Genomic DNA, 19,158 nt, shown 5'->3' with positions numbered 1-19,158 from the left:
TCCCGTTTTCAGGTAGCCTCACATCCGATACTAACGATAGAACGTACATTCCCATTCCATGATGACCCCGCAACAAAAAGGCTTGGCCTGGACGGCGGCGATGGCGCTGTTTATGCAGTCGCTGGACGCCACCATTTTGAATACCGCGTTGCCGGTGATGTCGGCAAGCCTGCGCGAATCACCGCTGCAAATGGAGCTGGCTATCATCAGCTATGCGCTTACCGTAGCCGCACTGATTCCGCTCTCGGGCTGGCTGGCCGACCGGTTGGGCACGCTTAATGTGTTCCGGCTGGCGGTGACGGTATTCGTGCTCGGTTCGGTGGCCTGCGCCGTGTCGCCCACGCTGGATTGGCTGGTGGCCGCGCGGATACTGCAGGGCGCGGGCGGCGCACTGATGCTGCCGTTGGCGCGGCTGGCGATTATCCGCACCGTGCCTAAGTCGGAATTGGTGGCGGCATGGAATTTGATGTCGATGACCGGCCTCATCGGCCCCATCGTCGGGCCGATTTTGGGCGGTTGGATGGCGGTAAATCTTTCTTGGCACTGGATTTTCTTCATCAATATCCCCATCGGCCTGTTCGGTATCGCCATTGCCGGACGCTATATGCCCAATGTGCGGGCCGCCGTGCAGCCCTTGGATTGGTTGGGCTTTCTGCTGTTTGCCGGCGGCCTGGTGGGGATTACCTACGGGCTGGAGCTGGCGGCGGAAAACCTGCACAACGGCCGCCGCGCCCTAGCAGTTATCGGGTTGGGCGCGGCGGCCATGTGGCTGTATGCCGCGTATGCGCGGCGGGCTAAAAATCCGCTGCTGCCGCTTTCGCTGTTCCGGGTGCACACGTTCAGCGTCGGGCTGGCTGCCAATTTGATGTTCCGCGTGCTCTCTTCCGGCATCCCTTTCCTGGTGCCGCTGATGCTTCAGGTAGCCTTTGGCTACAATGCCGAAATGGCGGGCTGGATGCTTGCGCCGGTGGCGTTGAGCTCGATTTTGATGAAGCCGTTTACTGCGCCGATTCTGGTGCGCTTCGGCTATAAAGGCACGCTCTTGGGCGTGGCTGTGGCCATGTCGGCCGTGGTGGCTGCGCTGTCGCTGCTCGATTCGCACAGCTCGATAACGTTTTATATGCTGCTGGCCACCTGCTTCGGCCTGTGCCAATCCTTGATGTTTACCGCCATCAACACCCTCACCGTCGGCGATTTATCGAACGAAGAAGCCAGCGCGGGTTCGACCATGCTCAGCGTGGTGCAACAGGTGGGCATCGGCATCGGCATTGCCGTGGCCGCCGTGATTTTGGGTGCGTACCGTGCCGCCGTGGGCGAAACCGGCGCGCTGCTGGAACAGGCCTTCAGCTACACCTACCTGTCGCTGGCCACCTTCGGCCTGGTGCTGCTGTGGCTGCTGGCCAAACTGCATGCCGGCGACGGCGGGCATTTAAACCGCAGGGCTACCTGAAACCTTCATCCGCACATTTGAACAAATTTGAAAGCCATCATGAGCAACACCACCCCCAACTACATTACCCCAGTCGGCTGGCAGGCATTGAAAGACGAGCTCTACCAGCTGGTGAACAAAGAGCGCCCCGAAATCGTGCAAATCGTCAACTGGGCCGCCAGCAACGGCGACCGCAGCGAAAACGGCGACTATCTCTACGGCAAGCGCCGCATGCGCGAAATCGACCGCCGCATCCGCTTCCTCACCAAACGGCTGGAAGCGGCGCAAGTGGTCGACCCCGAAACCCGTGAGGCCACCGACCAAATCTTTTTCGGCGCCACCGTGGAGCTGCTGCGCGGCAACGGCGAAGAGCAAACCGTGCGCATCGTGGGCGTGGACGAAATCGACACCGCCCGCCACAAGATTTCCTGGACTTCCCCACTCGCCCGCGCCCTGCTCAAAGCCAGCGAAGGCGACGAAATCGTGTTCCATGGGCCGGAAGGCCGGGAGGAGATTGAAGTGTTGGCCGTGAATTATGTGAAGATAGAGTAGTTGTGCCGGAGGGCAACAAATAAGGCTACCTGAAACGCTATTTATTTCCATTATTTCCATAAAAAGAGACTGCTATGCCCGCCAACGAATACACCTTATACAACAGCCCCCTAGCTGTTTTACGCCGCCTAGCTCTGCCGCTTTCCACTTGTACCACCATTGCCATCACGCTGCTTTTGCTGCCGTTCGACAGTATTCCTTCCGCTTTTGTCGTACTGGGCATCATCTTTCTGACAGCTTTCCTCATTCCGTTCTTCTACACCCTGATCGACCGCCGCCCCAAGCTCACGCTCAGCCCCAAAGGCCTGTTTATCCACACTAAATTCAGTGAAACTCCGCTCAATGGCACGAACAAGCCGCGTTACCGTAAAGAAGCATTTTATGCTTGGCATAACTTAAGCTACCCAAGCATCGAATTCATGTCCGCCTACCTCACCATACAAGCCAATGACATGCCCGAGCTTACCGAAATCGTGCTCACACCACTGCCCGACAATGCCACAGACGAACAAGTGGAAGCCACATTGGCCGAAATGGAGCAAGCCCTTGCCGATTTGGATGAGCAGACTGAAATCATCAATAACGCCAAATACTACTCACTGTCCCTCCCCGTCTTCACCCTGCCGCACGGCAAACGCCTGCCGAAAATCCTGCAAAGCCTGATAGACGCGGAAAACGAAGCCGAACGGCTTGCCATTATCCAAAAGCTGCAATATAAATCGTGAGATAGCCGCGGTTCGGGCAACCCATGCTCGGGGCTACCTGAAACCCGCGCACTTACCGGACTGAGGCAGCCATAATTCGCCAATCATCGGTGCGAAGACATTTTGAACATAAGGACGGAGCAATGAGCCGAGATTTGACCACCTCCCTTGTCGCGCGCAGCAATATTCTGAATAACCAATATGCCGTGAGCGAACTGGAAAACAGCTTGCAGCTTGGCGGCTTGGGCTTTGAAGGCGAAACCGTTTTTACCAAGCAGCAGGTTGCTGTTATTTTGGATGTAGATGAAAGGACAATTGAACGCTATATCGAAAAATATAGCGATGAACTGAAAAGGAACGGTTACCGGGTGTTGCGCGGAAATTCTCTGAAAAACATTAAACTAGCTCATGGTGGCGACACAAATGTCGCTACCATCGGCACGAAGGCTTCCATTCTTGGTATTTTTTCCTTCCGAGCCGTACTCAATCTCGCCATGCTGGTTACCGAGAGCGAACAAGCAAAGGCCATCCGCAGCCGGATGCTCGATATCGTTATTGATGTGATTGCCAAAAAATCCGGCGGCAGCACCAAGTTTATCAACCAGCGCGACAGCGACTATCTGCCGTCAGCCTACATGGAAGAAAGCTACCGCAAGCAGTTTACCGATGCCCTGAGGGATTTTTTGGAAATGGGCAACCATAAATATGCCGTTTATACCGACAAAATTTATCAGGCCGTATTTTGTGAAAACACGAAAGAATATAAAAAAATATTAAATCTGGCCGCAAAGGACAAAACACGGGACACCATGTATTCGGAAGTTTTAAAGGCAATCGGCAGCCTCGAAAACGGATTGGTGGCGGAATTGAAAAAACAGTCGGAGCAGTTGGGTAGGAAACTGCTGCCCGGAGAATTGGACAAATTAATAGAAGAAGCTGCCGACAACCCCTATCTTCAGCCGTTTATTATGGATGCCAGGGTAAAAATGTCGAGCAGGGATTTGGGGTTCAGGGAGGCATTGCACGAAAAACTGGCGTGCTATATCCAAGAAATCCCAACGGGCGATTTCGACCGGTTCTTGGGGGAGAAAAGCCGCTCTTTGCAGGAACAGTTGGAAGATACCGAAGAAACCATGGCCGTATTGAAACGCTTGAAGGAGCGGTAAATGTCGGAAATACCTGTTTTTTATTTCGATGTTTATCACGCCGTGCAAACCCATAAATGGATTATTGAGAAATCGGGAGGCCTGGACGGCATTTATCCTGACGGGGAAGGCAGGCTGGAGAGTGCATTGGCACATATACAAAACGACCTGTATTATCCGACCTTTGAAGAAAAACTCGCCCATTTGGTATATTCCATCAATAAATTACATGCTTTCTGCGACGGCAACAAACGTTCCAGCCTGGTTTTAGGCGCATATTTTCTGGAAATAAACGGTTACGATTATTGCATTAGGAAATTCGTGCTTGAAATGGAAAATATCGTGGTGTGGCTTGCCGAAAGTAAAATTTCAAAAGAATTGTTGCTGAAAATGGTTACGTCCATTATTGAAAACGAAGACGAATTTTCCGAAAGCCTGAAATATGAATTATTCTGCGCCATCAGCGAATAATAAGGCTGCCCTTTATCCCGGATAGCAAAAGCAGCCTGCACCCCATCCTATCCCCCAACTTCATACAAAGGAACCCCATCATGACCACCGACAACAAAACCTGGTCCGGCCGCTTCAACGAGCCCGTGTCCGAACTCGTCAAACAATACACCGGCTCGATTGGTTTCGACCAACGCCTTGCCCGCTGGGACATCCAAGGCTCGCTCGCGCACGCGCAGATGCTGCACGAAGCCGGCGTGCTCTCCGCGCAGGATTTGGCCGACATCCGGCACGGCATGGCCGAAATCCAAGCCGAAATCGAAGCAGGCTGCCTGCAATGGTCGCTTGATTTGGAAGACGTGCACATGAACATCGAACGCCGCCTCACCGACAAAATCGGCGATGCCGGCAAACGCCTGCACACCGGCCGCAGCCGCAACGACCAAGTCGCCACCGACATCCGCCTATGGCTGCGCGACGAAATCTCCGCCATCCGCCGCCTGATTAAAGATTTGCAGGCTGCCCTGCTCGATTTGGCCGAGCAAAACGCCGCCACCGTCATGCCCGGCTTCACGCATCTTCAGGTAGCCCAGCCCGTCAGCTTCGGCCACCACCTGCTCGCCTATGTGGAAATGTTCGGCCGCGACGACGAACGCATGGCCGACTGCCGCCGCCGCACCAACCGCATGCCGCTGGGCGCTGCCGCGCTGGCCGGCACCACCTTCCCCGTCCGCCGCGAAACCACCGCCGCGCTGTTGGGCTTCGAGCAAATCTGCCAAAACTCGCTCGATGCCGTGTCCGACCGCGACTTCGCCATCGAATTTACCGCCGCCGCCTCGCTGGTGATGGTGCATTTGAGCCGCCTGTCCGAAGAACTGATTTTGTGGATGTCGCCCCGCTTCGGCTTCATCGACATCGCCGACCGCTTCTGCACCGGTTCGTCCATCATGCCGCAGAAGAAAAACCCCGACGTGCCCGAACTCGTGCGCGGCAAATCCGGCCGCGTCATCGGCCATCTCACCGGCCTGATAATGCTGATGAAATCCCAGCCGCTGGCGTATAACAAAGACAATCAGGAAGACAAAGAGCCGCTGTTTGACACGGTGGACACGCTCATCGACACGCTGCGGATTTACGCCGATATGATGCGCGGCATCACCGTGAAGCCCGAAGCCATGCGCGCCGCCGTGCTGCAAGGCTTCGCCACCGCCACCGATTTGGCCGATTATCTGGTGAAAAAAGGCCTGCCCTTCCGCGACAGCCACGAAGCCGTCGCCCAAGCCGTGCGCCACGCCGAACAGGCAGGCTGCGGGCTGGAAGACCTGCCGATCACCGTGCTGCAAGGCTTCAGCACATTGATTGAAAACGATGTTTATGAAGTGCTCACCCCCGAAGGCAGCCTGAACGCCCGCAACCACTTGGGCGGCACCGCACCGGATCAGGTGAGGTTTCAGGTAGCCCGCTGGCGCGAGATATTGAAAGAAAACGCATGATGCGTATCTTTCAGGTAGCCTGTTGCCGCCCCGCTGCCTTGCACAAACTTTAGCGATATAATGCGCCCTTCACACCATCTTAATTAAAAAGGAAACATCATGACCGAAGCCCAACTTTCCGCCTGGGGTATGAAAATCGGCCTCAGCGTGCTGGTTATCTTCATCGGCTTCATTATTTGGGACTTGGGCAAAAAATCCGGCGCCAGCAAATTCGGCATGGCCGTGCTGTTTTTTGTGCTTGGCCTGGGCGTGATGGGCTTTTTGATGAAAGAAGTGTTGGTGAATGTGATTTTGAAGTAGCAGATTCAGGCTACCTGAAAAGCATGGTTCTTGGTTTTCAGGTAGCCGCAGCCGGTGCGACAGGGCAGGCCGCCGCTGTGGCGGAAATTAAGCTGGCTTGCTTATATAGTGGATTAACAAAAATCAGGACAAGGCGGCGAGCCGCAAACAGTACACACGTTACGGCAAGGCGTGCCAACGCCGTACTGGTTTTTGTTAATTCACTATAGCTATATGGCAACAAGCAAAACGGTAATACGGGCAAGCAAACAAAATCCGCTGGGCTTTGGCAGCTCGGCGGATTGTTTGGTATGAGGTTTATTGTTTTACCGTGAGGTTTTTCAGCAGGGCATCCAGCTCGGGGAGGGAGGCGGTGCTGCTGGCGGCGCAGACGGTATAGAGGTTTTTGGCATACACGGCTACGCAGCTTTCGTTGAGCGCGTTATCGTCTTGTCCGTGGCTGAAGCGGTAGCCCATGCGCTGGTCGGCAGGGGTGTCTACGGCGGTGTCTTTCAGGCTTTGGTCGGCTTTCAGGCTTTCGTTCAGTTTGGCGAAGTAGGCTTCGGCCGGCTGCTTGGGAGCGCCGAAGTTGCTGACGGTGATGGTGATGTCTTGGTCGGCGTCGTATTGCAGCAGGCTGGGTTTGTTGCTGTCGGCGCCGTCGACATATTGGGCGGCTTCGGCTAGTTTGTCTTCAAAATGGCCGTTTACGGTGAGGCTGATGACGCCGTCTTCGGTAGCCAGGGTTTGGCTGGGATTTTGTGCGGCGGCAGATGCGGCAGCAGTTGCGGAAGCAGCGGCTACTTCGCTGGCGCTGGGGGCAACCACGGAGGTTTCGGCCTGTTGGTTGCAGCCGGCTAACAAGAGGCTGCCTGAAAGGGCAAGCAGGAGGAGGGATGTGCGGGAGTGATTCATGGGTTTTCCTTGGAGTCAGTAAACGTAAACGGAGCGCAGTATAGCAAAACGGGCTGCATGGCGCAGCGGGTTTGCAGGATTTTGCGCAGCATTGCGGGGATGAGGCTAGGAATGGTCGGTGCGTTCCAGTCCGGCTACGGTACGGGTAAATTCGGCCACGTCTTTAAAGCTTTTATACACGGAGGCGAAGCGCACATACGCCACTTGGTCGAGCTTGGCAAGCCGTTCCATCACCAATTCGCCAATCAGGCGAGAGGGCACTTCTTTGCTGCCGGTTTTATACAGGCACTCTTCAATTTCGTGCACGGTGTGTTCGATGGCTTCGGCGGAAATAGGGCGTTTGTGCAGGGCGCGTTGCAGGCTGGTTTGCAGTTTGAGCGGATCAAACATAACGCGCTCGCCGTTGTTTTTGATAATCTGCGGCATCCGCAGCTCTACGGTTTCGTAGGTGCTGAAGCGGCGGTCGCAGGCAGCGCAGCGGCGACGGCGGCGGATGCTGTTTTGTTCTTCCAGCAGCCGGGAGTCGATTACTTGGGTGTTGTTATGGTGGCAGAAGGGGCATTTCATAGGTTGGGAGTTAATATTTTATATAACAGCAGTTTGCTGTGGGTATTGTACTCTAAGCGAGCACCATAACCAAAGTATTAATTTTTTTCCTGTGGTGTTGGTTTGCTTGGTATAGTGAATTAACAAAAACCAGTACGGCGTTGTCTCGCCTTGCCGTAACGTGTGTACTGTCTGCGGCTCGCCGCCTTGTCCTGATTTTTGTTAATCCACTATATGTAGCCATTATGACTTTGCCTATCCTGAAATACAGTTGCAAGCACTATGGTTCAGAATAAAACACAGCCTGAAAACTGCGGTGTTTTCAGGCTGTGTGTTTGGCAGTTTACGCTTCTTTCTGCTCGGTTTGCTTCTGGCGTAGGCGCAGGTGCAGTTCGCGCAGTTGGAGTTCGTCCACATGGTTGGGGGCGTCCACCAGCAGGTCTTGCGCGCGTTGCGTTTTCGGGAAGGCAATCACATCGCGGATGGATTCGGCTTGCGCCATCAAGGCCACCAAACGGTCGAGGCCGAAGGCCAAACCACCGTGCGGCGGTGCGCCGAATTTCAGGTTGTCCAAGAGGAAACCGAATTTTTCCTGCTGCTCTTCAGGCGTGATTTTCAGTGCGGCGAACACTTTTTCCTGAATGTCGGCACGGTGGATACGGATGGAGCCGCCGCCGATTTCCCAGCCGTTCAGAACCATGTCGTAGGCGCGGGCCAGGCAGTTTTCGGGGTCGGATTCCATCAGGTCTTCATGGCCGGGTTTGGGTGAGGTGAACGGATGGTGCATGGCGGCCCAGCGGTCGTTTTCTTCGTCGTATTCGAACATCGGGAAATCCACCACCCACAGTGGTTTCCATTCGTCCACAAAGTAGCCGTTTTCCGCACCGTGCTCTTTGCCGATTTTAATCCGCAATGCGCCAATGGCTTCGTTCACTACTTTGGCTTTGTCCGCGCCGAAGAAGATGATGTCGCCGTTTTGCGCGCCGGTGCGTTTGATGATTTCCTGCAGGCTGCTTTCGGACAGGAATTTGACGATGGGCGACTGCAAACCGCTGTTTTCGCCGTTGCTCAAATTGGTTACATCATTGACTTTGATGTAGGCCAAGCCTTTCGCGCCGTAGATGCCGGCAAATTGGGTGTATTCGTCGATTTCCTTGCGGCTGAGTTTCGCGCCGTTGGGCACGCGCAGAGCCACCACGCGGCCGCCTTTCATATCGGCTGCGCCACGGAATACTTTGAATTCTTCCGTTTTCATCAAATCGGTCAGCTCGGTGAATTTCAGGCTGATGCGCATATCGGGCTTGTCGGAGCCGTAGTAGAACATGGCTTCGGAATAGGGCATACGCGGGAAATCGCCCAGTTCCACGCCCAGCGCGTCTTTGAACACCTGTTTGGCCATGCCCTCGGTGATGTCCATGATTTCATCCTCGTTCAGGAACGAGGTTTCCAAGTCGATTTGGGTGAATTCAGGCTGGCGGTCGGCACGCAGGTCTTCGTCGCGGAAGCATTTGGTGATTTGGTAGTAACGATCGAAGCCTGCCACCATCAACAGTTGTTTGAAGAGTTGCGGCGATTGGGGCAGGGCGAAGAATTCGCCGGGATGCACACGGCTCGGCACGAGGTAGTCGCGTGCGCCTTCGGGGGTGGAGCGGGTCAGCATCGGCGTTTCGATGTCGATGAAGCCTTGCGCGTCCAAATAGCGGCGTACGCCCATGGCTACCTGATAACGCAGGCGCAGATTGCGCTGCATCACGGGGCGGCGCAGGTCGATGACGCGGTTTTGCAGGCGCACGGTTTCGCTGATGTTTTCGTCGTCAATCATGAACGGCGGCGTGGCGGCGGGGTTCAGGATTTCGATTTCTTTGGCCAAAATCTCGATTTTGCCGGACACCATTTTGTCGTTGGTGGTGCCTTCGGGGCGGTTGCGCACGCGGCCGGTGATGCTCAAAACATATTCGTTGCGGGCAGAATCGGCCAGCGCAAACGCTTCGGGAGTGTCGGGGTCAATCACGACTTGGACAATGCCTTCTCGGTCACGCAGGTCGATAAAAATCACGCCGCCGTGGTCGCGCCGGCGGTGCACCCAGCCTTTGACGGTGACGGTTTGGTCGAGGTATTGCTCGCTAATGAGGCCGCAGTAGTTGGTACGCATATTTATTCCTTAATTGAAAAATGGATTTTAGGTTACCTGAAAATAGGAGTTTAAATAAATTTATAGTTTAGTTTGGATTGTTTTGTTCCCACTCTAATCGTTTTTGATCATTGAGTAGTAAAACTTGGTTATTGATGTTTTTATCATAAATAATGATGCTAGCTTCAGCTGGATATTGACAACCCATAGTTGCGGCATCGTTAATGCTCAATACTCTATAACTTGTAAGCTCAATCATTTGTGTTTCAGTATAGGTAGCAATGATATGGCTAGCGCTTTGGATGTTCCATATTTTATTTCTAATGATCACAGGCCTATCGCAGGCATGATCACCACCAACACCTTCAAATTTTTCAGTTTCTGTACCATTGCCAAAATCATACTGGTTTTTAAGATTTGCTATTAAATTTTGAAAGTTATGGTGAATTTTTTGGTCAAATGAGAAACCACCCATTTCGTTGTTAATTTTCCATGGGGAATAGAAGATTTCCATACGATATAGTTGGTTGTTTTCAAAATAGACACTAACCCAATCAAATTCTAAATTGTGTAATTTAATTTTCTCAAAAATAATGGGATCAGCTGGTGGGTGAAAAGAATGTTCGTCTTCATTTGTCGCTTGTTGCTTCCCATCTAGTTGCCTAGCTCTAGATAAAATTGTAGATTTAGGAGTACCTATTTGTAAAAAATCTACACCATTAATAGTTTTATTGCTATCTGCAAAAGAGTAGCTGGCAATACTTAGTAAACCAACTAGCACCCATTTAGATCTCATAATGTTTTCCATTTATCAAGCTAATCTGCTACCTGAAAAATCATTCGGTAGCCTCGGGCAGCTTGGCCGGAGCAGCCAATTTGCCGTTTTTGTGCTCATCCGGCGCCACCATGCCCAGCGAAATCACATATTTCAACGCTTCGTCCACGCTCATGGCCAGGGGGCGGATGTCTTGTTTGCGCACGAAGATGTAGTAGCCGCCGGTGGGGTTGGGCGTGGTGGGCACGTATACGGAGAGGTATTCTTCGTTTTCAGGTAGCCCTTGCTGCAATGCTTCGGAAAGGCTGCCGGATACGAAGGCAATCGTCCAAATATCGGGCTGCGGGAACGGCACGAGCACGGGGGTTTTGAACGAGCGGCTGTTGTCGGAGAGCAGGCTCTCGGACACTTTTTTTACGCTGGAGTAGATGGATTTCACCACGGGGATCCGTCCCAGGAGCGAATCCCAGCCTTCAATCACTTTGCGCCCGAGCACGTTGGCGCCGAGCACGCCGGTTACAAACAGCACAACGATGGCCAGGATGAAGCCGAGGCCGGGGATGTTGAAGCCGAGGTAGCTCTCCGGCTGCCATTGGGTGGGCAGCAGGTTGAAGAGGTGGTCGGTGGTGGAAACGATGTAGGTTACCACCCACAGGGTGATGGTGATGGGCAGCCAGACTAGGAGGCCGGTAATCAGGTAGCGCTTGATGGCTTTGCCGATGCCGCTGCTTTCTGACGGTGTTTGCTCGCTCATGTCTATCCCGTAGGAATGACTTAGTAAAAGTGGCGCATTATACGCGTTTGCGGTGGAATAAACGAGGGCTTTGCGGGGAGGGGTTGGATTTATTGACGGGATAGTGGCCGGTTTGATGCCACGGCATGATTGGGTTTCACAGTGGGAGAAAGGCTGCCTGAAAACCGTTTCCGCGAAGCCAACGCCTGGTTTGCAAAAACCTTAGATTCGGCAACGGCCTATGCGTGTTGAATCGGAATCGGAAAATGGGCGTTGCCGAAAGAGGTGTTGGCTTCGCGGAAATGGCTTTCAGGTAGCCTATTGTTTAGTCGAGATTTGCTTTTAACGTTGCCGAACCTTGAAGCGGGGATTGCTTTTGCAGATTACGTACACTTTGCCCCGACGGCGTACCACTTGGCAGTCGCGATGGCGGGTTTTAGCAGTTTTGAGCGAGGAGAGGACTTGCATTTCAGTTATCCTTTTTCAGAGCGGAAATTATGCTGCCGTAGCGTTGGTTGAATGCGCTGGCACGGCCTTGTTTGCTGTGCTCGCGTTGCTGGCCGGTATAAACGGGGTGGGATGCAGCAGAGGTGTCGAGCATGAATACGGGGTATTCTTTGCCGTCTTTCCATTGCATGGTGTTGCTGGTGGGGGCGCAGGAGCGGATGAGCCAGCCTTCGTTGGCACTGCTGTCGAAAAACAGGACGGTGCGGTAGTTTTCGGGGTGGATATTGGGTTTCATGAATTGCCTTTCAAACATTATACCATAACATTTAATCATAAGCCGGATGATTTGGCAAGACAAGAATTATTCTTGATTAAACTATAGTGAATTAACAAAAACCAGTACAGCGTTGGCTTGCCTTGCCGTAACGTGTGTACTGCCTACGGTTCGCCGCCTTGTCCTGATTTTTGTTAATCCACTATATTTTGAGTGGCGGCGGATAAGAAACAGGCTACCTGAAAGTTTAGCTGCGCAGAAACTCCGCTGCGCTGCGTTTTCAGGTAGCCTGTTTGCCGATAGTTGGCGATTACAGTTCGGTAGTAACCGCAGCCTTGGTTTGATCGGCCTTGTCTTGGTGGGTGAACGGGCCCATACGGACGAGGAAGCCGCCGTTGCGCTGCGGCACCATGAATACCTGTTGGCTGGTATTGTTGGCGTGGCGCAGGCGGGTGGTGGTTTGTACGACATAGTCGTAGGCGGCTTTGCGCTGGTCGAAGCGGCGCAAATCCACATAAATATTGCCGGCTGGTTTGGCGGCGGGCTGTTGGTTTTCGGCTTCGGCGCGTGCCTGGTTGGGCAGGATTTGTTCGATGCGCACGTTGGCGGTACCGGCGTTGATGAAGCCGAGCTGGCGGGCGGCAGATTGGGATACGTCGATGACGCGGCTGCTGTGGAAGGGGCCGCGGTCGTTGATGCGCACCACCACGCTTTTGCCGTTGGACAGGTTGGTTACGCGGGCATAGCTGGGGATGGGTAGGGTTTTGTGGGCGGCGGTCATGAGGTTCATGTCGTAACGCTCGCCGGAGGCGGTGAGGCGGCCGTGGAATTGGCGGCCATACCAGGATGCGCGGCCGGTTTGGCTGAATTGGCGCACGTCGGTCATCGGGGTGTAGCGCACGCCGCGTACCCGGTAGCTGCGGTTGGCGGATTGGTGTAGCCGTTCGGGTTTGGCGACGGCGTCTAAATGAATGCTGCCCTGGCTGTGGTATTGCTGCGGGGCAGGTTTGGCCGGCGCGGCTTTGGGCTCGGCGGCGGCAGTGCTGATCAGGGTGGTGCACAGACCGATGGCGGCAGTGATGCCGATAAAGAAGGCATTTTTCAATTTAGCCAAAACAAACTCCGTTTCTTGAGTGGATGGGGTTGGTGGCGGTCAGATACCGCCTTGGTAGCCGTTTTGCCGCCATGCTTCATACAGCATCACGGCCACCGTGTTGGAAAGGTTCATGCTGCGGCTGCCGGGCATCATGGGCAGGCGCAGTTTTTGGTTTTCAGGTAGCCTTTCTAGGATTGCTGCCGGCAGGCCGCGGGTTTCGGGGCCGAACAGGAAAACATCGCCCGGCTGAAACTCGGCTTGGTCGGGGCGGGTGCGGCCTTTGGTGGTGAGCGCGAAAATGCGGCGCCCTTGTAAGGCGGCAAGGCAGTCTTCAAAGGTTTCGTGCAGGCTGATGCGGGCAAATTCGTGATAATCGAGCCCGGCGCGCTTCATTTTGGCCGAATCCAACGGGAAACCCAGCGGCTTCACCAAATGCAGATCGGCGCCGCTGTTGGCGCACAGGCGGATGATGTTGCCGGTGTTGGGTGGGATTTCGGGTTGGTATAAAACAATGCTGAACATGAAGCGATATGCAGCGAAATTCAAATAAATAAGGCTGATTTGCAACAAACCAGCCGTTTGGGAAACGTGCGGCATGATGCCGCAGCGGGGCGGGGTAGTCAATTTTTTTTCATTCGGCTCGGGCGAGCGTCCAGCCATAAACCGCCGCAGCCCCCGCCCGCTGCAAAGTTCGGGCAAGTTCGCCGATTGTTGCGCCGCTGGTAACAACGTCGTCGATTAACAGCACATGACGGTTCTTTACATCCGCCGCCGGGGCTACCTGAAAAATGCCGCGCACGTTTTTGGCGCGTTCGTTGCGTGGCAGGGTGCTTTGTGCCGGGCGGTGGGCGCGGGTTACCGCAAACGGCGGTAATAACGGGAGATTCAGGTGTTTGGCTATGGCCTCGGCCAGCAGCAGGCTTTGGTTGAAACCGCGCTTGTGCAGCCGCCGCACGCTCAAAGGCATTGTCATCACCAAATCCGGCGGAGTCGGCCACACGGGCGGCTCGGCCAGCATCAGCTCGGCCAAGGCGGCATATAAATCGTTGCGGCCGAGGAATTTGTAGGCATACAGCAGGTTGCTCAGCGGCGGCCGGTAGGCGAAAGAGGCGTGGAGCAGGGTTTGCGGCGGCGGTTTGCGTTGGCAGTGGCCGCACGGCAGGCCGGAAGCGGAAATGCCGGCGCACAGCGGGCAGCGGCGGTGCGCATCCGATCGCAGACAGTGCAAATCCGCCGTGCAGCCGCCGCACAATGCCTGGCTGCCGGACAATTCGTGGCATAATACGCAGCGTTTGCCCCGGCCGGAGGCTACCTGAAAACGAGCAAAGCGGGTTTCTGTGGAGCGAAATCGCCGCCACTGTCCGGCTAACCAAGTTGAAAGCGCCATATGTCTGATTCCGTAAATGTTTTGCTGTTGCACGGTTGGGCGGCCAACCATCATATCTTTGACCTGCTGGCTGCCGGCCTGCCCGAATGCTGCGTTGCCGCGCCCGATTTGCCCGGCCACGGCACGGCTGGGTTCAATGGCACGTTCGATGTGGCTGCCGTGGCCGACTCGCTGGCGGCACAGTTAAGCGAGCCCGCACACCTGCTCGGCTGGTCGCTCGGCGGGCTGGTGGCGCTGCACATGGCTGCGCGTCATCCCGAAAAAGTGCGCAGCCTGTGCCTGACCGCCAGTTTTGCCCGCCTTACTGCCGCGCCGGATTATCCCGAAGGTTTGGCCAAACCCGCGTTGGGCAAGATGATACCGCTGTTTGCCCAAGATTTTGCCAAATATATGCGCCAGTTTTTGCAGCTGCAATTTCTGCACATCCCCGAACGCGCCCACCTCGCCGACGAAGTGCTGCCGGAGATCATCCGCCACGGCGTACCGCCCGGCCTGCAAGCTGCATTGGATGCCGTGGTGCGCACCGATGCCCGCGCCTTGCTGCCGCAGGTACAGTGCCCCGTGTTGCTTGTGTTCGGCGGCAAAGACGGCATCACCCCGCCGCGCATGGGCGAATACCTGCACCGCCAGCTGCCAAATAGCCGCCTGCTGATGATTGAAAAGGCGGCGCATATTCCGTTTTTGAGCCATGCCGATGAATTTTCTGCCGCCTACCGAGCCTTTATCGGGCTACCTGAAAAAACATAGCAGGCTGAAAAACATAAAAAAATCATTTTAACTTCATTGAAACGGATGCTTTCAGGTAGCCTCAGGCAGGCTACCCGAAAGCCACACACACCACAGGCTACCTGAAAAATGACTACCGACTGCTGGCTGATCCACCGCCGCCTTGCCGAAGATACCGACCAACGACTGCCGCTGATTGCCGCCGCACCACAGCATATTTTACTGTTCGGCGCCGACGGCGATTGCAGCCGACGCCTGCTGGCCGAACGTTATCCGCAAGCCGCGTTCAGCGAATACGACAGCCGTGCCGACTATCTGCAGGCAGCTGCGGCTGCGCGCCAAACCGGCTTTTGGCAACGCCTTGCCGGTAAAGGCAAAACCGTGCCGCAGCACTGCCAAACGCCCGAAACCCCGCTGCCTGAGGCGCAGGCTGATTGGCTGTGGTGCAACCTTGGTTTGGTTCCCTCGGCCGACCAGCCCGTGCCAGTGATTGAAAACTGGGCGCGCGCGCTGAAAACCGACGGCCTGCTGTTTCTCACCCATTTCGGCCTCGATACGCTGATTGAAATCACAGGCTACCTGAAAACGCGCAACATCGATGTGGTCAGCCCGTTTGCCGATATGCACGACTTGGGCGATATGCTGTTCCACCACGGCTTCTACGATCCGGTGATGGACACCGCTAAGCTGGAGCTGTCCTACACCCGCGCCGAAACCTTTTGGCAGGATATGGACACGCTGGGTATTTGGACGGCTTTGCAGTTTACCGACGAAGCCTCTGCCCGCGCCGCGGTGAACGAAGGTTTTGCACAAGGGCTGCTGTACACGGTAACGCTGGAAACCGTGTACGGCCATGCGGTGAAAAAACTGCAGCTGCCGGAGAATGAAAATGTGGTGCAGTTTTATCCGAGGCGGAGATAGCTTGGTTTGTTGCTTGGATCAAAGGCTACCTGAAAATAGTGTTTCAGGTAGCCTTTATTATGGCTGAAGAGCTAATGGGTTGATGAAACATTTATAGTGGATTAAATTTAAACCAGTACAGCGGTGTCTCGCCTTGCCGTAACGTGTGTACTGTCTGCGGCTCGCCGCCTTGTCCTGATTTAAATTTAATCCACTATAACTTTGTGGAAGTTACGTTTTCAGGTAGCCTTTATGTATGTTCAATCCGTAAAGCCAACTAGTGACGGCAGGCATGTGGTTGGCAAAAGGCTACCTGAAAAAAGAAAGCATCTATTTTCAGGTAGCCTTTATTTGGCATGTGTACCAGCCGATTAGGCTTAAATTTCGCGGCCGTTTACCCAGTTTTGAATTGCGCGCGCATCGTTTACGCGGGTGGTGGGCGAGGGGGAATTGAGCAGCACGATAATCAGCGGCTGGCGCTGTACATTGGCATACAGCACCATGGAGCGGCCGCTTTCGCGGATGTAGCCGGTTTTCTGCAGGGAGATATTCCAAGTGCCCTCGCGCACCAAGGCGTTGGAGTTGTGGTATTGCTGCACTCGGCCGTTGCTGGTTTGGGCGGAGCCGGAATTGGAAGTGGAGAATTGGCGGATAAGCGGGTATTCGTGGGCGGCACGCACCATCAGGCTTAAATCGCGGGCGGTGGATACATTGCGGAAATCAAGGCCGGTGGGGTCGTAGAAACGGGTTTGCTGCATGCCGAGGCTCTGCGCTTTTCGGTTCATGGCGCTCATGAAGGCAGACAGGCCGCCGGGATAGTTGCGGGCAAGGGCGTGGATGGCGCGGTTTTCGCTGCTCATCAGGCCCAGGTGCAGCATTTCGCGGCGGGTGAGGGTGGTGCCCACAGAAAGACGGCTACCGGTGCCTTTGAGGCGGTCGATTTCGGCTTCGGTGATTTCCAGGGTTTCATTCATGTTCTGGCGGGCATCCAGCACCACCATGGCGGCCATCAGCTTGGAAATGGAAGCGATGGGACGGACTTGGTCGATACCTTTTTGATACAGGATCTCGCCGCTGCGGCCATTCATAATTAGTGCGGATTGCGAAGTGAGCAGCGGCCCGGCTACGGCAGCCTGGGCTTCCACCCGTTCGGCCGGGCGGCTGCTGAGGAAAGTGCCGAGCGGATCGTCTTGCACGGGCAGGTTTTGTTCGAGGAACTGGCCAAGCACATCGATATCATCTTGCGCAGCGGCGGGCAGGCTGGCTAAGGCCAGGCTCAGTCCAGTGGCTAAAATAATCCAAGTCTTTCTAATTGCAAACAATTTCGTTACCTATCAGTTTGTTGTGCGGCAATGCCGTTAGGCGGCTTGCCGTTGCATTGGGCAAATATTTGTTTTAACGATAAAAATGAAAACCCGCTTATTTTCGATAAAAAATGCAGTTTTGTAAACCCTAGATAGTGTAAAAGAATTTTTGTAAAGGGCAGGTTTTGCTATGAAGGTAATGATTGGGTTGCGGCGCTGATGGCGGCGGTATCCGCGTTGATATGAGCGGAATTCCCCTATATACTTCCACGCTTTGCCATCTTCTTACGGCACAACACATTACATTGCGGAATCACATCAAATGAGCAACGAAACCCGATACTGTTCTTTCTGCGGCAAATCGGAAAATGAAGTAAAAAACCTGATTGAAGGCGATAATGCCTTGATTTGCAACGAGTGCATTGATACCTGCAGCCACATGATCCACAGCGAGGGCGCAGCGGCAGGCGAAACGCACTCCGGCGAAGACCGGCTGCCTACGCCGGCTGAAATCGTCAGCAATTTGAACCAGCACGTTATCGGCCAAGAACAGGCCAAAAAGGTGCTGGCGGTAGCGGTGTACAACCACTACAAACGCCTGCGCCATCCGAAAGAGGGCGATAATGTGGAGTTGGCCAAATCCAACATTTTGCTCATCGGCCCCACCGGCTCGGGCAAAACCCTGCTGGCGCAAAGTTTGGCACGGCGTTTGGATGTGCCGTTTGTTATGGCTGATGCCACCACGCTTACCGAAGCCGGCTATGTGGGCGAAGACGTGGAGCAGATTATTACCAAGCTCTTGGGTAATTGCGATTTTAATGTGGAAAAGGCGCAAAAAGGGATTGTTTATATTGATGAAATCGACAAGATTTCCCGTAAGAGCGACAACCCCTCGATTACCCGCGATGTGTCCGGCGAGGGCGTGCAACAGGCTTTGCTGAAACTGATTGAAGGCACGGTGGCATCCGTACCACCGCAGGGTGGGCGCAAACACCCGAATCAGGATTTTATTCAGGTGGATACCACCAACATCCTATTTATCTGCGGTGGCGCCTTTGCCGGTTTGGAAAAGGTTATCCGCCAGCGTACGGAAAAGGGCGGTATCGGCTTTGGCGCTTCGGTGCACAGCAAAGACGAAGATGCCGACGTTACTGAGCTGTTTGAAATTGTCGAGCCGGAAGATTTGATTAAATTCGGTCTGATTCCTGAGCTGATCGGCCGTTTGCCGGTGATCGCCACACTGGCCGAGTTGAATGAAGAAGCACTGATCAACATCCTGACTGAGCCGAAAAATGCCTTGGTGAAACAATATCAAACGCTGTTTGAAATGGAAGGGGTAGAGCTGAAAGTGCAGCCGTCTGCCCTGCGCAGCATCGCCAAACTTGCCATGCAGCGCAAAACCGGTGCGCGCGGCCTGCGTTCGATTGTGGAACGCGCACTATTGGAAACCATGTTTCGACTGCCGGATATTAAAGAGCAGGTGAAAACCGTGGTGATTGACGAGACAGTGATTAACGATAACTGTCAGCCCAAGCTTCTCACGGCCGACGGGCAGGAATATCAACTGCCGTAGCAGTAGGCATGAGGCTACCTGAAAATATCCATTCGGTTTCAGGTAGCCTCGGTTTTCAGGCAGCCCTATTGGGAAGACGCTATGTGGCACATTGTTTTTATCGGCTATATCTTTGTTACCCTGATGTTTGCCCTCGCGCAGCCATCGTTGGCTCGGATGCTGATTTATTTGGTGGTGTGGACGATATTGCCCACGTTGTTTGCGTTTTGGGTGGTTTATATCCGTTTGCGCAACAAACGCCTCAAACAGGAAGAAAAGCAGGGTAGGGAAGCCTTGCCAAAATAACACTTTCCCCCTAT

22 protein-coding genes are annotated in these 19,158 nt (G+C 54.4%); 11 read left to right on the top strand and 11 right to left on the bottom strand.

Annotated features, from left to right (window positions below; all coding sequences use genetic code 11):
- Nucleotides 1-58 precede the first annotated feature (58 nt).
- The 7 genes from ELB75_RS09050 (at nucleotide 59) to ELB75_RS09020 (ending at nucleotide 6,073) form a co-directional block, all read left to right on the top strand.
- Nucleotides 59-1,450: a DHA2 family efflux MFS transporter permease subunit gene (locus ELB75_RS09050; RefSeq protein ID WP_206501445.1), complete on the top strand. Its 1,392-nt coding sequence runs from the start codon at nucleotides 59-61 to the stop codon at nucleotides 1,448-1,450.
- A gap of 39 nt (nucleotides 1,451-1,489) precedes the next feature.
- Entirely contained in the window at nucleotides 1,490-1,981 is a 492-nt protein-coding gene (greB, locus tag ELB75_RS09045; protein ID WP_126983639.1) for a transcription elongation factor GreB, read from the top strand.
- Nucleotides 1,982-2,055: 74 nt separating this feature from the next.
- On the top strand, nucleotides 2,056-2,706 hold the full coding sequence (locus ELB75_RS09040; RefSeq protein WP_126983638.1) for a hypothetical protein: 651 nt from the start codon (nucleotides 2,056-2,058) through the stop codon (nucleotides 2,704-2,706).
- A gap of 122 nt (nucleotides 2,707-2,828) precedes the next feature.
- On the top strand, nucleotides 2,829-3,851 hold the full coding sequence (locus ELB75_RS09035; RefSeq protein WP_126983637.1) for a DNA-binding protein: 1,023 nt from the start codon (nucleotides 2,829-2,831) through the stop codon (nucleotides 3,849-3,851).
- Complete coding sequence (locus tag ELB75_RS09030) at nucleotides 3,852-4,301, top strand: type II toxin-antitoxin system death-on-curing family toxin (protein ID WP_126983636.1); 450 nt, start codon at nucleotides 3,852-3,854, stop codon at nucleotides 4,299-4,301.
- Between the two features lie 80 nt (nucleotides 4,302-4,381).
- Nucleotides 4,382-5,773: an argininosuccinate lyase gene (argH, locus tag ELB75_RS09025; protein ID WP_126983635.1), complete on the top strand. Its 1,392-nt coding sequence runs from the start codon at nucleotides 4,382-4,384 to the stop codon at nucleotides 5,771-5,773.
- A 99-nt stretch (nucleotides 5,774-5,872) separates the two neighbouring features.
- The gene (locus ELB75_RS09020; protein WP_003823051.1) at nucleotides 5,873-6,073 is read left to right on the top strand and encodes a DUF2788 domain-containing protein; all 201 of its coding nucleotides are present in this window, start codon (nucleotides 5,873-5,875) and stop codon (nucleotides 6,071-6,073) included.
- 297 nt (nucleotides 6,074-6,370) lie between these two features.
- Here ELB75_RS09020 and ELB75_RS09015 read toward each other — a convergent pair whose 3' ends face one another.
- The 10 genes from ELB75_RS09015 to ELB75_RS08970 form a co-directional block, all read right to left on the bottom strand.
- Nucleotides 6,371-6,967, bottom strand: coding sequence for a hypothetical protein (locus tag ELB75_RS09015; protein WP_126983634.1), 597 nt, complete (start codon nucleotides 6,965-6,967; stop codon nucleotides 6,371-6,373).
- A 105-nt stretch (nucleotides 6,968-7,072) separates the two neighbouring features.
- Entirely contained in the window at nucleotides 7,073-7,534 is a 462-nt protein-coding gene (nrdR, locus tag ELB75_RS09010; protein ID WP_035580086.1) for a transcriptional regulator NrdR, read from the bottom strand.
- A 322-nt stretch (nucleotides 7,535-7,856) separates the two neighbouring features.
- Nucleotides 7,857-9,665, bottom strand: a complete 1,809-nt coding sequence (gene aspS, locus ELB75_RS09005) for an aspartate--tRNA ligase (protein ID WP_126983633.1) — start codon at nucleotides 9,663-9,665, stop codon at nucleotides 7,857-7,859.
- A 67-nt stretch (nucleotides 9,666-9,732) separates the two neighbouring features.
- The gene (locus tag ELB75_RS09000; protein WP_126983632.1) at nucleotides 9,733-10,440 is read right to left on the bottom strand and encodes a hypothetical protein; all 708 of its coding nucleotides are present in this window, start codon (nucleotides 10,438-10,440) and stop codon (nucleotides 9,733-9,735) included.
- Nucleotides 10,441-10,480: 40 nt separating this feature from the next.
- On the bottom strand, nucleotides 10,481-11,173 hold the full coding sequence (locus ELB75_RS08995) for a DUF502 domain-containing protein (protein WP_126983631.1): 693 nt from the start codon (nucleotides 11,171-11,173) through the stop codon (nucleotides 10,481-10,483).
- 321 nt (nucleotides 11,174-11,494) lie between these two features.
- A complete protein-coding gene (ykgO, locus tag ELB75_RS08990; protein ID WP_126983630.1) occupies nucleotides 11,495-11,620 on the bottom strand; it encodes a type B 50S ribosomal protein L36 in 126 nt (41 codons plus the stop codon).
- 1 nt (nucleotide 11,621) lies between these two features.
- Complete coding sequence (locus ELB75_RS08985) at nucleotides 11,622-11,894, bottom strand: type B 50S ribosomal protein L31 (RefSeq protein ID WP_126983629.1); 273 nt, start codon at nucleotides 11,892-11,894, stop codon at nucleotides 11,622-11,624.
- A 289-nt stretch (nucleotides 11,895-12,183) separates the two neighbouring features.
- On the bottom strand, nucleotides 12,184-12,921 hold the full coding sequence (locus tag ELB75_RS08980; protein ID WP_431306060.1) for a septal ring lytic transglycosylase RlpA family protein: 738 nt from the start codon (nucleotides 12,919-12,921) through the stop codon (nucleotides 12,184-12,186).
- Between the two features lie 105 nt (nucleotides 12,922-13,026).
- Nucleotides 13,027-13,491: a tRNA (uridine(34)/cytosine(34)/5-carboxymethylaminomethyluridine(34)-2'-O)-methyltransferase TrmL gene (trmL, locus tag ELB75_RS08975; protein ID WP_126984272.1), complete on the bottom strand. Its 465-nt coding sequence runs from the start codon at nucleotides 13,489-13,491 to the stop codon at nucleotides 13,027-13,029.
- A 109-nt stretch (nucleotides 13,492-13,600) separates the two neighbouring features.
- The gene (locus ELB75_RS08970) at nucleotides 13,601-14,356 is read right to left on the bottom strand and encodes a ComF family protein (protein WP_164726864.1); all 756 of its coding nucleotides are present in this window, start codon (nucleotides 14,354-14,356) and stop codon (nucleotides 13,601-13,603) included.
- On the opposite strand from ELB75_RS08970, the gene bioH reads away from it, so the two are divergent.
- Both bioH and ELB75_RS08960 read left to right on the top strand, forming a co-directional pair.
- Nucleotides 14,357-15,103, top strand: a complete 747-nt coding sequence (bioH, locus tag ELB75_RS08965; RefSeq protein WP_126983626.1) for a pimeloyl-ACP methyl ester esterase BioH — start codon at nucleotides 14,357-14,359, stop codon at nucleotides 15,101-15,103. It begins immediately after the preceding gene.
- A 108-nt stretch (nucleotides 15,104-15,211) separates the two neighbouring features.
- The gene (locus ELB75_RS08960; protein ID WP_126983625.1) at nucleotides 15,212-16,003 is read left to right on the top strand and encodes a methyltransferase; all 792 of its coding nucleotides are present in this window, start codon (nucleotides 15,212-15,214) and stop codon (nucleotides 16,001-16,003) included.
- A 356-nt stretch (nucleotides 16,004-16,359) separates the two neighbouring features.
- Here ELB75_RS08960 and ELB75_RS08955 read toward each other — a convergent pair whose 3' ends face one another.
- Nucleotides 16,360-17,304 (bottom strand): serine hydrolase, encoded by a 945-nt coding sequence (locus ELB75_RS08955; RefSeq protein WP_126983624.1) that lies wholly within the window; start codon nucleotides 17,302-17,304, stop codon nucleotides 16,360-16,362.
- Nucleotides 17,305-17,608: 304 nt separating this feature from the next.
- Here ELB75_RS08955 and clpX point away from each other — a divergent pair, with 304 nt between their 5' ends.
- Nucleotides 17,609-18,859 carry an ATP-dependent Clp protease ATP-binding subunit ClpX gene (gene clpX / locus ELB75_RS08950; protein ID WP_126983623.1) on the top strand — a complete coding sequence of 417 codons (1,251 nt, stop codon included), beginning with the start codon at nucleotides 17,609-17,611 and terminating at the stop codon, nucleotides 18,857-18,859.
- A gap of 81 nt (nucleotides 18,860-18,940) precedes the next feature.
- Nucleotides 18,941-19,144, top strand: a complete 204-nt coding sequence (locus ELB75_RS08945) for a hypothetical protein (protein ID WP_003822734.1) — start codon at nucleotides 18,941-18,943, stop codon at nucleotides 19,142-19,144.
- The last annotated feature ends 14 nt before the right edge of the window (nucleotides 19,145-19,158 follow it).

It is taken from the genome of Eikenella corrodens (genome assembly GCF_003990355.1).
Lineage (GTDB): Bacteria > Pseudomonadota > Gammaproteobacteria > Burkholderiales > Neisseriaceae > Eikenella > Eikenella corrodens_B.
The sequence above is the reverse complement of the archived record's forward strand: the minus strand, read 5'-3'. Positions and strand labels throughout refer to the sequence as shown.

Bases quoted from the DNA above. Each gene is read 5' to 3' on its own strand.
- ELB75_RS09050 (WP_206501445.1), top strand. From the start codon at position 59: ATGATGACCCCGCAACAAAAAGGCTTGGCCTGGACGGCGGCGATGGCG.
- greB (WP_126983639.1), top strand. From the start codon at position 1,490: ATGAGCAACACCACCCCCAACTACATTACCCCAGTCGGCTGGCAGGCA.
- ELB75_RS09040 (WP_126983638.1), top strand. From the start codon at position 2,056: ATGCCCGCCAACGAATACACCTTATACAACAGCCCCCTAGCTGTTTTA.
- ELB75_RS09035 (WP_126983637.1), top strand. From the start codon at position 2,829: ATGAGCCGAGATTTGACCACCTCCCTTGTCGCGCGCAGCAATATTCTG.
- ELB75_RS09030 (WP_126983636.1), top strand. From the start codon at position 3,852: ATGTCGGAAATACCTGTTTTTTATTTCGATGTTTATCACGCCGTGCAA.
- argH (WP_126983635.1), top strand. From the start codon at position 4,382: ATGACCACCGACAACAAAACCTGGTCCGGCCGCTTCAACGAGCCCGTG.
- ELB75_RS09020 (WP_003823051.1), top strand. From the start codon at position 5,873: ATGACCGAAGCCCAACTTTCCGCCTGGGGTATGAAAATCGGCCTCAGC.
- ELB75_RS09015 (WP_126983634.1), bottom strand. From the start codon at position 6,967: ATGAATCACTCCCGCACATCCCTCCTCCTGCTTGCCCTTTCAGGCAGC.
- nrdR (WP_035580086.1), bottom strand. From the start codon at position 7,534: ATGAAATGCCCCTTCTGCCACCATAACAACACCCAAGTAATCGACTCC.
- aspS (WP_126983633.1), bottom strand. From the start codon at position 9,665: ATGCGTACCAACTACTGCGGCCTCATTAGCGAGCAATACCTCGACCAA.
- ELB75_RS09000 (WP_126983632.1), bottom strand. From the start codon at position 10,440: ATGAGATCTAAATGGGTGCTAGTTGGTTTACTAAGTATTGCCAGCTAC.
- ELB75_RS08995 (WP_126983631.1), bottom strand. From the start codon at position 11,173: ATGAGCGAGCAAACACCGTCAGAAAGCAGCGGCATCGGCAAAGCCATC.
- ykgO (WP_126983630.1), bottom strand. From the start codon at position 11,620: ATGCAAGTCCTCTCCTCGCTCAAAACTGCTAAAACCCGCCATCGCGAC.
- ELB75_RS08985 (WP_126983629.1), bottom strand. From the start codon at position 11,894: ATGAAACCCAATATCCACCCCGAAAACTACCGCACCGTCCTGTTTTTC.
- trmL (WP_126984272.1), bottom strand. From the start codon at position 13,491: ATGTTCAGCATTGTTTTATACCAACCCGAAATCCCACCCAACACCGGC.
- ELB75_RS08970 (WP_164726864.1), bottom strand. From the start codon at position 14,356: ATGGCGCTTTCAACTTGGTTAGCCGGACAGTGGCGGCGATTTCGCTCC.
- bioH (WP_126983626.1), top strand. From the start codon at position 14,357: ATGTCTGATTCCGTAAATGTTTTGCTGTTGCACGGTTGGGCGGCCAAC.
- ELB75_RS08960 (WP_126983625.1), top strand. From the start codon at position 15,212: ATGACTACCGACTGCTGGCTGATCCACCGCCGCCTTGCCGAAGATACC.
- clpX (WP_126983623.1), top strand. From the start codon at position 17,609: ATGAGCAACGAAACCCGATACTGTTCTTTCTGCGGCAAATCGGAAAAT.
- ELB75_RS08945 (WP_003822734.1), top strand. From the start codon at position 18,941: ATGTGGCACATTGTTTTTATCGGCTATATCTTTGTTACCCTGATGTTT.